The organism is Prauserella halophila, assembly GCF_024171895.1.
In the GTDB taxonomy this organism is placed as follows: Bacteria; Actinomycetota; Actinomycetes; order Mycobacteriales; family Pseudonocardiaceae; genus Prauserella; species Prauserella halophila.
On the sequence record NZ_JAMTCQ010000011.1, the window covers coordinates 162470 to 176393 of the forward strand.

Annotated in this window: 15 protein-coding genes; 8 read left to right on the forward strand and 7 right to left on the reverse strand. The window is 70.8% G+C overall.

Features of this window, described 5'->3' with window-relative positions; genetic code table 11:
• Positions 1 to 34: 34 nt before the first annotated feature.
• From LY41_RS15620 to LY41_RS15630, 3 genes are read right to left on the reverse strand one after another with little or no spacing between them, the layout of a single operon-like run.
• Positions 35 to 499, reverse strand: a complete 465-nt coding sequence (locus LY41_RS15620; protein WP_253864755.1) for a ribose-5-phosphate isomerase — start codon at positions 497 to 499, stop codon at positions 35 to 37.
• Complete coding sequence (locus tag LY41_RS15625) at positions 499 to 2196, reverse strand: dihydroxyacetone kinase family protein (protein WP_253864756.1); 1698 nt, start codon at positions 2194 to 2196, stop codon at positions 499 to 501. Before LY41_RS15625 ends, LY41_RS15620 begins: the two co-directional genes overlap by 1 nt.
• Entirely contained in the window at positions 2193 to 2870 is a 678-nt protein-coding gene (locus tag LY41_RS15630; protein ID WP_253864757.1) for an HAD family hydrolase, read from the reverse strand. Before LY41_RS15630 ends, LY41_RS15625 begins: the two co-directional genes overlap by 4 nt.
• A gap of 69 nt (positions 2871 to 2939) precedes the next feature.
• On the opposite strand from LY41_RS15630, the gene LY41_RS15635 reads away from it, so the two are divergent.
• The 5 genes from LY41_RS15635 to LY41_RS15655 all read left to right on the forward strand — a co-directional run bounded on the left by LY41_RS15635 (position 2940) and on the right by LY41_RS15655 (position 8156).
• The gene (locus LY41_RS15635; RefSeq protein ID WP_253864758.1) at positions 2940 to 3551 is read left to right on the forward strand and encodes a histidine phosphatase family protein; all 612 of its coding nucleotides are present in this window, start codon (positions 2940 to 2942) and stop codon (positions 3549 to 3551) included.
• A gap of 1 nt (position 3552) precedes the next feature.
• Positions 3553 to 4353 (forward strand): DeoR/GlpR family DNA-binding transcription regulator, encoded by an 801-nt coding sequence (locus tag LY41_RS15640; RefSeq protein ID WP_253864759.1) that lies wholly within the window; start codon positions 3553 to 3555, stop codon positions 4351 to 4353.
• Between the two features lie 118 nt (positions 4354 to 4471).
• On the forward strand, positions 4472 to 5848 hold the full coding sequence (locus LY41_RS15645; RefSeq protein ID WP_253864760.1) for an MFS transporter: 1377 nt from the start codon (positions 4472 to 4474) through the stop codon (positions 5846 to 5848).
• On the forward strand, positions 5845 to 7275 hold the full coding sequence (locus tag LY41_RS15650) for an FGGY-family carbohydrate kinase (protein ID WP_253864761.1): 1431 nt from the start codon (positions 5845 to 5847) through the stop codon (positions 7273 to 7275). The genes LY41_RS15645 and LY41_RS15650 overlap by 4 nt, the downstream gene beginning before the upstream one ends.
• Positions 7276 to 7394: 119 nt before the next feature.
• Entirely contained in the window at positions 7395 to 8156 is a 762-nt protein-coding gene (locus LY41_RS15655; protein WP_253864762.1) for a putative protein N(5)-glutamine methyltransferase, read from the forward strand.
• A 72-nt stretch (positions 8157 to 8228) separates the two neighbouring features.
• On the opposite strand, the gene LY41_RS15660 is transcribed toward LY41_RS15655, so the two are convergent.
• The 3 genes from LY41_RS15660 to LY41_RS15670 all read right to left on the reverse strand — a co-directional run bounded on the left by LY41_RS15660 (position 8229) and on the right by LY41_RS15670 (position 10125).
• Positions 8229 to 8678 carry an NUDIX domain-containing protein gene (locus tag LY41_RS15660; RefSeq protein ID WP_253864763.1) on the reverse strand — a complete coding sequence of 150 codons (450 nt, stop codon included), beginning with the start codon at positions 8676 to 8678 and terminating at the stop codon, positions 8229 to 8231.
• On the reverse strand, positions 8675 to 8866 hold the full coding sequence (locus LY41_RS15665; RefSeq protein ID WP_253864764.1) for a hypothetical protein: 192 nt from the start codon (positions 8864 to 8866) through the stop codon (positions 8675 to 8677). Before LY41_RS15665 ends, LY41_RS15660 begins: the two co-directional genes overlap by 4 nt.
• A gap of 86 nt (positions 8867 to 8952) precedes the next feature.
• Positions 8953 to 10125, reverse strand: coding sequence for an epoxide hydrolase family protein (locus LY41_RS15670; protein ID WP_253864765.1), 1173 nt, complete (start codon positions 10123 to 10125; stop codon positions 8953 to 8955).
• 81 nt (positions 10126 to 10206) lie between these two features.
• On the opposite strand from LY41_RS15670, the gene LY41_RS15675 reads away from it, so the two are divergent.
• On the forward strand, positions 10207 to 10794 hold the full coding sequence (locus LY41_RS15675) for a CGNR zinc finger domain-containing protein (RefSeq protein WP_253864766.1): 588 nt from the start codon (positions 10207 to 10209) through the stop codon (positions 10792 to 10794).
• A gap of 68 nt (positions 10795 to 10862) precedes the next feature.
• On the opposite strand, the gene LY41_RS15680 is transcribed toward LY41_RS15675, so the two are convergent.
• Positions 10863 to 11249: a VOC family protein gene (locus LY41_RS15680; protein WP_301297163.1), complete on the reverse strand. Its 387-nt coding sequence runs from the start codon at positions 11247 to 11249 to the stop codon at positions 10863 to 10865.
• A gap of 201 nt (positions 11250 to 11450) precedes the next feature.
• On the opposite strand from LY41_RS15680, the gene LY41_RS15685 reads away from it, so the two are divergent.
• Both LY41_RS15685 and LY41_RS15690 read left to right on the forward strand, forming a co-directional pair.
• Positions 11451 to 12443 (forward strand): AAA family ATPase, encoded by a 993-nt coding sequence (locus LY41_RS15685; protein WP_372493287.1) that lies wholly within the window; start codon positions 11451 to 11453, stop codon positions 12441 to 12443.
• Positions 12440 to 13921 carry a VWA domain-containing protein gene (locus LY41_RS15690; protein ID WP_253864768.1) on the forward strand — a complete coding sequence of 494 codons (1482 nt, stop codon included), beginning with the start codon at positions 12440 to 12442 and terminating at the stop codon, positions 13919 to 13921. The genes LY41_RS15685 and LY41_RS15690 overlap by 4 nt, the downstream gene beginning before the upstream one ends.
• Positions 13922 to 13924: the final 3 nt, after the last annotated feature.

The window sequence follows — 13924 nt, forward strand, 5'->3', positions numbered from 1 at the left end:
TCCTCTCGGTGCTGGGTTCCCGGTGCCGCCGGACTCAGGTCGCGGCGCCCGCTTGTTCGTAGTCGGTGATGTGGGCGACCTTGGCGGCGCTGGCCGAGGCCGGGTCGAAGGCGTAGCCGAGCCATTCGCCGACGATCCGTTTGGCGAGTTCGGGGCCGATCACGCGGGCGCCGAACGTGATGACCTGGCAGTTGTTGGACTTGACGGATCGTTCGGCGGAGTAGGAGTCGTGGGCCACGGTGGCACGGACTCCGGGGACCTTGTTCGCCGAGATGGCCACGCCGATCCCGGTGCCGCAGACCAGTACGCCGCGGTCGGCCTCGCCTGCGGCGATCTTCTCGGCGGCGGCCAGTCCGAGCACGGGATAGGCGCGGTGGTCGTCGGGTCCGTCCACCCCGACGTCGATCACCTCGGTCACCCGCTCGTCGGCGGACAGCAGGTTCCGCACCTCGTTCTTCAGTCCCACGCCGGCGTCATCGGCCGCGACGACGACTCGCATCAGTTCTGCCCTCCCAGTACGTCGCCGACGGCGGTGACGAGGAGCGCGAACGACGTCGCTCCCGGGTCGGCGTGTCCTTTGCTGCGTTCTGCCAAGCGTGCTGCGCGCCCTTTGCCGGGCACCAGGTCCGCGGTCTCCTGTGCCGCGACGGTGGCTGCCTGGGCGGCCTTGCGCCAGGCGTCGGCGATGTCGGCGCCGGTGTCGGAGCGTCCTGCCGATCCGTGTACCGCAGCTCGCAGGGTGGTGCGGAACGGTTCGATCGCATCGAGCATGGTCTTGTCCCCCGGCCGGGCCTTGCCCAGCGTGGTGAACGCCGCCGCGGCGTTGTCGACGGCGTCGGCCAGGGTCTCGGCGGTGATCTCGCCGCGCAGCCCCGCGCCGGTTTCGGCCAGCAGTACCCCGTACAGCGCGCCCGAGGCCCCGCCCGCCGCGTCGGCGAACGCCGTCCCCGCGGCGAGCAGTTGCTCGGCCGGGCCGGTGCAGCGGCGTGCCGCCGTGACGGCGGCACGCATGCCGCGGGTCATGCCGAGTCCGTGATCGCCGTCGGCGGCCACGGCGTCGAGCCTGCCGAGTTCGTCCTCGTTCGCTTCGATCAGCCGGAGCGCGGCGGTGAGGGCTCGGTCGACGGTGCTCTCCCCGGCGTGCTGTGGCGTGGCCAGCGTGTCGTCGACCGTGACCGAGGGCCGCACCGGCGCGGCGGGCCGGCCGTCGCTGCGGTATCCGGGTGACGAGCACGGCGCCGCGTACAGCGCGGCCAGTTCGTCGTCGAGGACCATGGCCGACAGTGACACGCCCGCCATGTCGAGGGAGGTGACGAACTCGCCGACCTCGATGTGCACCGGGTCCAGACCTGCTGCCGTGAGGCGTTCGTGGATGCGCTTGTAGGCCACGAACATCTCCTCGTACTTGGTGCGGCCGAGTCCGTTGAGCAGGACGGCGACGCGGCCGTCCCCGCTCGGCAGCTCCGGAAGGAGACCGTCGACGAGTTCGTCGGCCAGCTCGGTGGCGGCGAGTCTGCCGACGGTGCGCACCCCGGGCTCGCCGTGGATGCCCAGGCCGAGTTCCATGTCCGTGTCGGAGACGGTGAACAGCGGCTCGGCGGCGCCGGGCAGCGTGCACCCGCCGAAGGCGGCGCCGAACGTGCGGGTGCGGGCGTTGGCCTTCACGGCTGCGGCGTGCACCCCGTCGAGGTCGTCACCGCGTTCGGCTGCGGCGCCTGCCACCTTGAAGACGAAGAAGTCGCCTGCCACGCCGCGGCGGCTCGCGGGGTCCTCGGAGGGGCCGCTGGCGACGTCGTCGGTGACGAGGATGGTGCGGCTGTCGATGCCTTCGGCGGCCAGCCGTCGTGCCGCGAGTCCGAAGTGGAGCACGTCGCCCTGGTAGTTGCCGTAGCCGAACAGGACGCCCGCGCCGCCGTCGGCTTCCCGTGCGGTGCGGTGGACCTGCTCGGCGCTGGGGCTCGTGAATACGTCGCCCACGACGGCACCGTCGGCGAGTCCGTGACCGACCAGGCCGGCGAACGCAGGGTAATGGCCGCAGCCGCCGCCGATCACCACGGCGACCTTGCCCCGTTTCGGGACGTCGGTGGCGACGACGCCGTAGGCGTCCGGAACCTTGCGCACCTCACGTCCGTACGCGGTGACGAAGCCGTCGACCCAGTCGCGCTTGAAGGTCTCGGCGGTTCCCAGCACGGTCACGATCGCACCAACTCTCCGGTGAGGTAGGCGAGCAGGGTTCGGCGGACGTCGTCGTTGTCGGCCGCGACGGCGGCGGCCAGGTCGAGTGCGTCCGGCTTCGGTGGGTAGGTCGGGTTGGGCAGTGCGACGACGGTGAGTCCCGCGGCCGCGGCCGCCCGGATCCCGTTGCTCGAGTCCTCCACGCCGAGGCAGGCCGCGGGCGGTACGTCCAGCCGGGCGGCGGCCTCGGTGTAGACGTCGGGGCTCGGTTTACCCCTCGGTACCTCGGCGCTCGACACGGTGGCGCTGAACTCGCCGGTCAGGCCGTGGGTGGCCAGGACGGCGTCGATCACCCGGCGCGCCGCCGAGGAGGCCAGGGCGATGGGCGCACGGGCGCCGACACCGCGCACCATGGTGTCCGCGCCGCCCAACAGCGGCGCCTCGCCCGCCTCGATCGAGGCGATCATGCCGTCCACGACCGCGTCCTCGACCTGCTGCACCGTCTCGGCCGTACCGCTGCGGTCGGCGAGATACGCGGCCCATTCGGGTGCGCTCATCCCCTGCACCGTCGCGGTGTCCTCGGCAGTCCATGTCACACCGTGTCGCGCGGCGTAGGCGACCCAGTTCTCTTCCCAGAGGTGTTCACTCTCGACCAGTACTCCGTCGAGGTCGAACACGACTGCGGCGAACGTCATTCACAGCCCCTTTCACGTCCTGGATGTTAAATTAACACCAGAGTCGCGATTTGTCACCGGAGGTGCTGCATGGGAACTCGACTCCTACTGGTCCGGCACGGGGAAACCACGTGGCACGCCGAGAACCGGTACGCGGGCAGCAGCGACGTGGCACTGACCGAACGCGGCGCCGCGCAGGCCGAAACGCTCGCCCGGCGCATCGCCGGCGCAGCCGAACCTCCCGTGGCGATCCATTCCTCCCCACTGAGCAGGGCGATGGCGACGGCCGAACCGGTCGGCTCCGCCCTGGGTCTGCCGGTCGAGGTCGAACCGGAGCTGCGGGAGGCGCACTTCGGCCTGGCCGAAGGGCGCACCCTCGCCGAACTGCCCGCCTCCGTGGTGGAGCGGTTCCGCGCCGATCCGATCGCCGGTTCCTTCCCGGACGCCGAGCCGCCCGCGTCGGTCGCCGACCGCGCGGTGGCCGCTCTGGTCGGTATCGCGGAACGAGCCGAGGACACAGGAGGCCGTGCCCTGGTGGTCGCACACAACACCCTGCTGCGGCTGGCGCTGTGCCGGCTGCTCGGCATTCCACTGTCGACCTACCGCCGCGTGCTGCCGAAGCTGGCGAACGGCGCGATCACCGAGGTCGGCATCGAGGCAGGACACGCCAGCCTGTACCGGCTCAACGCGCCCGCGGAATGAGATGCTGGCCCGCGTGACCGAGAAGAGCGACAAGAGTGCGGGGCAGCGCGCCGGCAGACAGCAGCGCATCACCGACTACGTGGTGAACAACGGTTCGGCATCGGCGGCGGAACTGGCCGAACTGACCGGCGTGAGCGTGATGACGGTCCACCGTGACCTCGACGAGCTCGCGCGCCGCGGTCTGCTGCGCAAGTTCCGCGGCGGCGTGTCCGCCCAGCCGTCGACGGTGTTCGAGAGCAACTCCGAGTACCGCCTCAACGCCAACGTCGAGGCCAAGGCCGCGATCGCCCGGCAGGCACTGACCTGTGTGGAACCGGGGATGTCGATCCTGCTGGACGACTCCACGAGCGCCCTCGCACTGGCCAAGCTGCTCGGCGAGGTCACCCCGCTGACCGTCGCGACCAACTACCTCCGGGCGATCGACGTGCTCAAGGACGTCGAGGACGTGCGCCTGATCGCGATCGGCGGCGACTACTCGCCCACGCACGACGCCTTCCTCGGCATGCCGTGCCTGGAGGCGATCGAACGGCTCACCGTGGACACGACGTTCGTGTCCACGTCGGCGATGAACACCGAGCTGACGTTCCACCAGGAGCCCGAGATCGTCATGGTCAAGCGGGCCATGCTGCAGAGCGCGCAGAACGGCGTGCTGCTGATGGACTCCAGCAAGATGTCGCGCACCGCGCTGCACCGGCTCGCTCCCGTCGCCGACTATCACCGGCTGATCGTCGATGCGGGCACGCCGGAGGCGACGGTGGAGGAGCTGCGCAACCGCACAGAGGTGGACGTGGCGCCGCTCTGACGGCACCGCGCAACTGACAGCACCGCGGGTCCGATGGTTTCGCGGAAACCTAAAATCACATCTTGTTTGTGAAGTTCACATGGGTGATGATGCTGCGAGCGACACCCATGGAGGCAAGATGACTGCGCAGACAACACCGACGTTGTCCGGAGCCGGCGGAGGGTTCCGCGGGTTACTCGAGAAGTGGGGCCTTCCCGCGCCGTTGCTGTTCGGCTACGTGGGCCTGCTCCTGTTCATGATCGGCGACGGCGTCGAATCCGGGTTCATCGCGCCGTTCATGGCCGATCACGGCGCCGGCACCGACATCCGCGCGTCGTACGTGATCACCGTGTACGGCGTCGCCGTGATGCTCGCGTCGTGGCTTTCCGGCGCCCTGTCCGAACTGTGGGGCCCGCGCCGGGTCATGATGCTCGGCCTCGCCATCTGGCTGGTGTTCGACGTCCTGTTCCTCGCCATCGCCGTGAGTGGTGAGAGCTACGCACTGATGATGGTGTTCTACGGCATTCGCGGGCTCGGCTACCCGATGTTCGCGTTCGGGTTCCTGGTGTGGATCACGGCGGTCGCGCCGATCGCACGCCTGGGAGCCGCCGTCGGGTGGTTCTACTTCGCCTTCACCGGCGGCCTGCCGACCCTGGGCTCGCTCGTCGCGAGCTTCACCAACCCGATCTTCGGCCACTACGGCACGCTGTGGCTCTCCATCGGCATCCTCGGACTCGGCGGCCTGGTCTGCCTGCTCGGGGTGCGGGAGCGCACGGGCTTCCAGCGACTGGCTCCGCCCGACGTGAAACCCGTGCAGAGTCTCGTCTCGAGCGTGTCGATCGCCTGGAAGAAACCGCAGGTCGGACTCGGCATGATCGCGCGCGTCATCAACACCGCGCCCGAGTTCGGCATGCTCGTGTTCTTCCCGACGATCTTCGCCCACCAGATCGGCTTCGGCGAGGCGCGCTGGCTGCTGCTCGTGTCGGTCATCTACGGCACCAACATCGTGTTCAACCTGATCTTCGGCGTCGTCTCCGACAAGATCGGCTGGCGCACGACGATCTTCTGGTTCGGTGCCGTCGGCTGCGCGGTCTCGATCCTCCTGCTCTACTTCGTGCCGCTCGCCCTCGGTGCCGACTACTACTGGGTCGCGCTGCTCGTCGGTGCGCTGTACGGGGCCACGCTGGCCGGGTTCGTGCCGATCTCGGCGCTGCTGCCGTCGCTGGCACCCGAGAACAAGGGCGGTGCCATGGCGCTGCTGAACCTCGGCGCCGGCGCCGCGACCTTCGTCGGCCCGGCGATCGTGAGCCTGTTCCTCGGGCCGGCCGGAGCCGCGGGCGTGGTGATCATCTTCTCGGCGCTGTACGTGGTCGCGGCGGTCATCGTGCGGTTCCTCGAACTCCCGGAGGCCACGGAGGAAGCGCTCGCGAAGGACGCGAACCTGCAAACCGTCACCGAGGAGACAGCGCAGGAGACTGACCAGGAAGCTGACCAGGAAGTCAGGGCGCCGCGGTGACGGTCGTCGGCATCGACGTGGCGACCGCGGGGGTCCGTGCCTTCGCGGTCGCCGCCGACGGCACCGTTCTCGCCCGCGCCGCCACGGACCTGCCCCACCCTGTCCGTTCGCCCGACGGGCACAGCGAGCAGGACGCCTGTAGCTGGTGGCCCGCGGTGGAGTCGGCCGTCCGGCGGGTGTGTGAGCGCCCCGAGGTGGGGCCGGTCGAGGCGGTCGCGGTGTCGGCGACGTCGGGCACGATCGTGGCGGTCGACCGCCATGGCGAACCGGCCTCGCCCGCGCTCATGTATGACGACCGGCGGGCCGCGCAGGAGAACGTCGTGGCCGCGGAGGCCGGTGCGCAGCGCTGGGCCGCGCTCGGGACGACGGTCTCCCCGACCGCCGCGCTCGGCCGGATCGCCTGGCTGCATGCGGCGTATCCCGACGCGGCGGGCGTGGTGCACACGCCCGAGTTCATCGGCGCAGCGCTCACGGGCCGGCCGGTCGCCGCGGACTGGTCGCACACGCTCAAGAGCGGTTACGACCCGGTCCGCGGCGAGTGGGCGTGGGAGGTGTTCGACGCGCTGGGCGTGCCGACGTCGTGGCTTCCCGACGTCGTGGCCCCGGCCCGCGTGCTCGGCGAGACGCCGCGGCCCGTGGCGGGACTGCCGAGGGGCTGCCCGGTGGTGGCCGGCATGACCGACGGCTGCGCGGCACAGCTCGCCACCGGAGCGGCCGAGCCGGGCCGGTTCGTGGGCATCCTCGGGACGACGTACGTACTCAAAGGCGCTACCGAACGGCTCGTCGCCGACCCGTGGGGCGCGCTGTACAGCCATCGGCATCCGGACGGCTGGTGGCTCGCGGGCGGCGCGTCCAACACCGGAGGCGAGGGCGTGACCGGTGATCTCGCGCGGCTCGACGCCGAGGCGGCTGCACGCGGGCCCGCCCGGGCGCTGGCCTACCCCCTGGCGCGCTCCGGCGAGCGGTTCCCGTTCCCGGCGCCGGAGGCGAGGGGATTCGTCATCGGGGATCCGGCCGACGACGTCGAACTCCACCGGGCGCGGCTCGAAGGTGTCGCGTTCCTCGAACGTCTCGCCCTCGAGCACGTCTGCGACCTCGGTGTGGACGTGCGCGGGCCGCTGCTCGCCGCGGGCGGCGGCAGCGCCAGCACGCTGTGGACCACGATCCGCGCGACCGTGACGGGCCGGAGCATGCAGGTGCCGGCGCACGCCGAGACCGCCTATGGCGCGGCGCTGCTGGCCGCCGCCGGAACCGTGCCGGGCGGACTGTCCGAGGTGTCCGCGCGGATCGGTGCGGGTGGCACGGTCGTCGAACCCGACCCGGCGCAGCGCGACCGGCTCGAGGAGTCCTACCGGCGGTTCACCGCCGAACTGGGTGACCGGGGCTGGCTTCCGGAGGTGCCCGGCCGCGCAGGCGTTGAACGGTGATCATCGTCCGGTCTGGAATGCCGGCCATGCTTGCTGTGCGGAGCGCCGACGCCGAACGCATCCGCCGGCTCGGGCTCACCGCCCGCTTCGGCCGGTCACCCCGGGGATAGCCTGATGCGATGCTGCAGTCGTCGATCGTGTCGTCCCTCCGCGGCGCCGGATGTGTGTTCGCTGAGGACGAGGCCGCACTGCTGCGCGACGAGGCCGCCGATCCGGCCGACCTCGAGCGGCTCGTCGCACGCCGGGTCGGCGGCGAACCCCTCGAGTACGTGCTCGGCTGGGCCGAGTTCCGTGGGTTGCGTGTGGCGGTCGAGCCGGGCGTGTTCGTGCCGCGGCAGCGCACCGGTTTCCTGGTCGAGCAGGCGCTCGAGGTGTTGCCCGCCGGTGGTGTGGTCGTCGACCTGTGCTGCGGGTCGGGCGCGCTCGGCGCGGCGATCGCGGCGGAACGCCCCGATGCGGTGGTCCATGCCGCCGACGTCGATCCGGCGGCGGTGCGGTGCGCCCGCCGCAATCTGTCCGCGCGGGTCCACGCGGGCGACCTGTTCTCCGCGTTGCCGCCGGAGCTACGCGGCGCCGTGGACGTCGTCGTCGCCAACGTGCCGTACGTGCCGTCGGAGGCGATCGCCTCGATGCCGCCCGAGGCCCGTGACCACGAACCGCCGATCGCGCTGGACGGCGGCGCCGACGGGCTGGACGCCTTACGCGCCGTGGCTCGCCAGGCGCCGTCGTGGCTCGTCGCGGGCGGCCACGTGCTGAGCGAGACCAGTGACCGGCAGGCCGACTCCGCGGCCGCAGCGTTCACCGATGCGGGCCTCGCACCGCGTGTGGAGCGGTGCGAAGACCTCGGCGCCACCGTGATCGCCGGCCGCAGCGCGCGGTAGGCCCTGCGCCGCACGGCTCAGTGCTCGCACGGTCGTGCCGGCGGTGGCGCGAACCACGTGGGCCAGGTTCGTTCAGCTGGTGACGGTGGCGAGGTGGGCGTCGATGAGTCGTTGGACCTCGTCGCTGACGGGGTGGTCGCGGGTGGTGGCCACCCAGGCGGAGTCGTCGTGTTCGCTGAGCCGCACCTCATCGGGGTTGGTCACGACCACGGCCCAGGTGTGCTGGCGGGTGTGTTTGCCGGAGCCCGAGGTGTAGTCGAACGCGCCGAGGTAGCCGGTGACCTCGGAGATGGTCAGGCCGGTTTCTTCGGTGACTTCGCGGTGCAGTGCCGCGAACAGGTCGGTGTCCGTGGCTTCGACTTTGCCGCTGGGCAGTTCCCAGGTGCCGCCGCGGAAGTCGTCGGCGGGGCGTTTGAGTAGCAGGATCGTTCCGGCTGCTTCGATGACAGCACCGACGACCTGCTGGGCGATGCCGTCGGTGATGTCCTGGCGAGCAATGTCGGTCAGCTCGGGTGTGCTCATGCGTGGGCACCATCTTTCAGTTCGTGGCGGTGGGTCCAGATCTTGTCGAATGCGGCCAGGTAGCCCTCGGCGAGGCCGTCGTCCTCGTGGGGCACGGGCAGTTTGAGGGTGTGCCGGGACAGCGTTTCGGTGGTGGGGAACTGTCCGGGACGGTAGCGCGGCCACCCGTCAGGCAGGATCGGAAACATCGCGTTCGGAGCGTCGAACAGCGGGTGGTCGTTGACCGGCCGAGTAGCGGTCGGACACGTCCCCGGTCGCCTTCATCGGGTCGCTTTCACCGGCCGGTGGCCAGGACCGCCGCGAGGCCGTTCCGCAGGTCGTCGACGAAATGCCCGGGAACCTCCAATGCCGGGAAATGGCCTCCGGTGCCGGGCGATCGCCATCGGACGAGCTGCCGGTACCGCTGCTCTGCCCAGGGGCGCGGGCACTTCTCGATGTTGCGGGGGTACATGGTGATCGCCGACGGGACGTCCACCCGGAGTTCCGGGTCGAGCGAGTTGTGGCTCTCGTAGTAGATGCGGGCCGCCGATGCGCCGGTTCGCGTCAGCCAGTAGAGGGTGACGGTGTCCAGAACGCGATCTCGGGAGATCGTCTCGAACGGGCTGTCGTCGGTGTCCGACCACTCGGCGAATTTGTCGAGAATCCAGGCGAGCAGCCCCACCGGTGAGTCGACGAGCGAGTAGCCGATGGTCTGCGGCCGGGTCTCCTGTTGCTTGGCATACGCCGCGCGGTGGCGCCAGAAATGGCGGGTTTCCTCGACCCAGCCGCGCTCGGCCGCGGTCAGTCCGTCCGTGCTCAACCCGGGCGGCGCCGTCGCGAATGCGGTGTGGATACCGAGAACGTGCTCGGGGAATCTACCGCCGAGGATCGTGGTGATGGGGCCTCCCCAGTCGCCGCCGTGGGCTGCGAACGTGTCGTAGCCGAGCCGTCTCATCAGCTCCACCCACGCGGACGCGATCTTCTCGGTTCCCCACCCGGTGGTGGCCGGCTTGTCGCTGTAACCGAATCCCGGCAGTGACGGGACCACGACGTGGAACGCCGGGGCGCCGGCGTCGCCGGGGTCTGCCAGTTCGTCCACGACGTCGACGAACTCGGCGACGCTGCTCGGCCAGCCGTGCGTCACGATCAGCGGTGTGGCGTCCGCGCGCGCCGACCGGCGGTGCAGGAAATGGATCCCCACGTCATCGATGGTCGTGCGGAACTGGCCGATCCGGTCGAGGCGCTCCTCGAACGATCGCCAGTCGTAGTCGGTGCGCCAGTGGTCCACGACAGCGACGAGGTCGGCGAGCGGAACGCCCTGGTCCCATCGGCGAGGGCCGGGCGCGGTGCGCTGAACCGTCTCCGGTTCCGGCAGGCGCGCCGCAGCCAACCGTGTGCGCAGATCGTCGAGGTCGGCGTCGGTCGTGTGGGCTCGAAAGGTGTGCACATCGTCGGTGGGGCGGGACATGAGGCCTCCTGACCAGGATAGAACCAGCTATGCCGGTTCTAGCACGGCGTGAGGTCGGCGACAACCGGCTAAGCTGGTTCCATGCGTGCTGGGTATCCCGACTTCCGTCTCGGCAACATGCTGGCGACGAGCTTCACGGCGACGTTGACCGAACGGTGCGGCGACGCCGTGGAACGCATTCCCACGCCGCAACGGCTCGTCGACTGGTTCGAGGTGCACGGCCTGGCCGTGGAGTCCTGCAGCGCCGCCGAGCTCGAACTCGCGCGGGAACTGCGGGAAGCGATTCACACCACCGCGACGGCGGCCGCGATCGGTGACGTACTGCCGGCGCAGGCACTCCGGATCATCAACGACTGCAGCATTCGCGGCCGGGCAGCGGCCGTCCTGACCCCCGAGCGGAACCGGGAATGGCAGCTCGGCTCGACGGCGAGTGTGGACGACGCCCTCAGCGTGATCGCTGCCGACGCGATCGGCATCATCGCGGGCGAACGTGACGGGAAACTGGCCCTGTGCGCATCGTCGACCTGCCGCGCGGCCTTCTTTGACACCAGTCAGAGTCGCACCCGCAAATGGTGCGACATGAACACGTGCGGGAACCGCCAGAAGAAGGCACGGTTCCAGGCCAACCAGCGCAGGAGAACGCCCTCGACACAGACGGCCGCACGCTGATCCGGGTTCCGGCGGTGGCAGGCCGGCCCGGCGGGGCGCATCCGCCGCCGGGCCGGGTCCGCGGCCGGTTACCCGGCGGTGTCCGGGCGGGCGTCCGGGTTGCGGATGACACCGACGATGTTGCCGAACGGATCGCGGACCGACGCCGTGACGAACCCGGCTTCCCTGTCGATCGGCGCCTGGTGTTCGGTTGCACCCCGCGCGAGCAGGTCGTCGTAGGCTGCGTGGGCGTCGTCGACGTGCCAGTAGAGGACGATGCCGCCGTCCCCGAGTCGGTGCGGCGCGTAGCGCGCGTCGATGATGCCCAGTTCGTGGTCGTCAGGCCCGATCCGGAACTCGATGTAGGCGGGCGGGCCGTCGACGGGGCGTACGAAGTACGGCTGGATGCCGAGCAGGTCGGCGTACCAGTCGCTCGCCGCCGGCACGTCGTCGGCGAACAGGCTGACGGTGCTCATGCCATGGAACACGGTGACTCCTCTGGTCGAGTTCGTGCGTGCGGGCTCTTCAGGCCGACCGGGTTCGCCGTGGACGACCGCCGCTGTTGCGAATCGTTGTCTCACGTACCCCCGACGAAACGCGTGAGCTGAGCCACGGGCCTCGCGACGACGCGCCCACGAACGCGAGAATGAGCGGACGCTTACCCCAAGGAGTCCGTTGTGACAGAGCCATCGACGTCGCAGGCCACGCCGCAGCCGTCCGGGCAGGAGTCGGTGTTCGCCTCGGTCGACGAAGTCGTCGAACGCCTGGCAGGGGCCGGATACCTCGCGTCGAACGCCGTGGCGACCACGGTGTTCCTCGCCGACCGACTCGGCAAGCCACTGCTGGTCGAAGGCCCTGCCGGGGTCGGCAAGACCGAGCTGGCCCGCGCCATGGCGGCCGCGACCGACAGCGAGCTGATCCGGCTGCAGTGCTACGAGGGCATCGACGAATCCCGTGCGCTGTACGAGTGGAACCACGCCAGTCAGCTGCTGCGCATCACGGCGGCCAAGGACGAGAACTGGGACGCCACCCGCGAGCACGTGTTCAGCGAGGAGTTCCTGCTCTCGCGCCCGTTGCTGACGGCGATCCGCAACGAGCACCCGACCGTGCTGCTCATCGACGAGATCGACAAGGCGGACGTCGAGGTCGAAGGCCTGCTACTGGAGGTGCTGGGCGACTTCCAGGTCACGGTCCCCGAACTGGGCACGATCACGGCGACGCGGCGGCCGCTGGTGGTGCTCACGTCCAACGCCACTCGAGAGCTGTCCGAGGCGCTGAAACGCCGGTGCCTGTTCCTGCACCTGGACTTTCCGCCCGCCGAGCTGGAGCGCGACATCGTCACACTGCGCGTGCCGGAGCTCGATCGCGAACTGGCCGCCTCCCTGGTGCGGGTGGTCGGAGCGCTGCGGGAGCTGGAGCTGCGCAAGTCGCCGTCGATCGCCGAGTCGGTGGACTGGGCGCGGACGCTGCTGGCGCTCGGCGCCGAGACGCTCGACGAGGAGGTCGTGCGCGCGACCCTCGGCGTGATCCTCAAGTACGAGACCGACCAGCGGAAGGCGCTGTCCGAGCTGCGGCTCGACCGGGTGCTCTCCCCCACCGACGGCGCCGCGACGGTCGCCGCAGGAACGGCGTCACCCGGACACGTGTCGCCCGGAAGCACCGTGTCATGACGGCGCACGCCGTGGCCGGCAGGCTCGTCACGTTCGCGCACGCGCTGCGCGAACACGGCATCGCCGTCGGAACCGGCGAGACGGTCGATGCCGCGGCGGCGGCCGAGGCCGTCGGGTTCGCCGACCGGGAGCGGCTCCGCGAAGCCCTCTCCGCGAGTGTGCTGCGGGGCGCAGCCCAGCGGCCCGTGTTCGACGGTGTCTTCGACCTCTACTTCCCCGCTGCACACGGCACGTCGGAAACCACGGTCGACGAGCCCGCCACTCCCGCACAGCTGCGTGATCAGCTCCTCGACGCGCTCGTGTCCGGCGACGACGCGCGCGTGCGTGCGCTGGCCGCCACGGGGATCGACCTGTTCGGCGGCTACGGCGCGGCCGGGCAGAGCGGGCAAGGCGGCCAGGGAGCACCGGGCGGCGAGGGCGGACAAGGTGGCGAGGGAGCGCAGGGCAACGCCGGCGCGGCAGGCGGGAGCGGAAGCGCGGCGCCACGGTTGAGCGGCTGGTCGGCGTATCAGGCGTTGTCCGAGGTGCGCCCCCAGGCATTACGGGCGCGGTTGCGGGACGCGATCCGCGAGGCCAGGGACGACGGCCTGGACGGCGCGTCGGCGGAGGCGCTCGCCGACCGTGAGGCGACCGCGGGGATCGCGGCGTTCACCGACCACGTGCGCGCGGAGGCACGGAGGCGGACCGCCGAGCTGCGCGGTCGTGACCGGGTCGCGCAGTACGCGGTGGCGCCGCAGACCGACCTCGTGTCGTTCACGAGTGCGACGGCGGAGCAGTTCGCCGACATGCGCCGCGCGGCGGCGCCGCTGTCGCGCAAGCTGGCCACACGGTTGGCGGCGCGGCGCAGGCGGGCGACTCGCGGCCGCATCGACCTGCGCCGCACCGTGCGGCGATCGCTCGGCACCGGCGGCGTGCCGATGCGGCCGGTCATGCGACGGCGCCGTCCCGGACGTCCCGAACTCGTCCTGCTGTGTGACCTGTCCGGTTCGGTCGCGGGCTTCGCCCAGTTCACCCTGCTGCTGACGCAGGCGCTGAGCGACCAGTTCTCGAAGGTCCGCAGTTTCGCGTTCGTCTCGCGCACCGACGAGATCACCGAACTGGTGCGGGCGGGACGCGACGAGCCCGAACACCTCGCCGAGCGCATCGTCTCCGAGGCGGCCCTGACGAAGGTCGGCATGAGCAGTGATTACGACGGGGCGCTGCAGACGTTCGCCGACGGCTGGGGCGACGTGCTCGGTCCCCGCACCAGCGTGCTCGTTCTCGGTGACGGCCGCACCAACGGTGCTCCCCCGAACCTCACCGCGCTGCGGGAGATCGCCGGGCGCGCCCGGCACGTCTACTGGCTCAACCCCGAGCGCGAGTCGTCGTGGGGCACCGGCGATTCGGAGGCGTACCGGTACGCGCGGGAGGTGCCGATGTTCGAATGTCGCACGATCCGGCAACTGTCCCGGCTGGTGACGCGACTGCTGCCCGAGTGATCC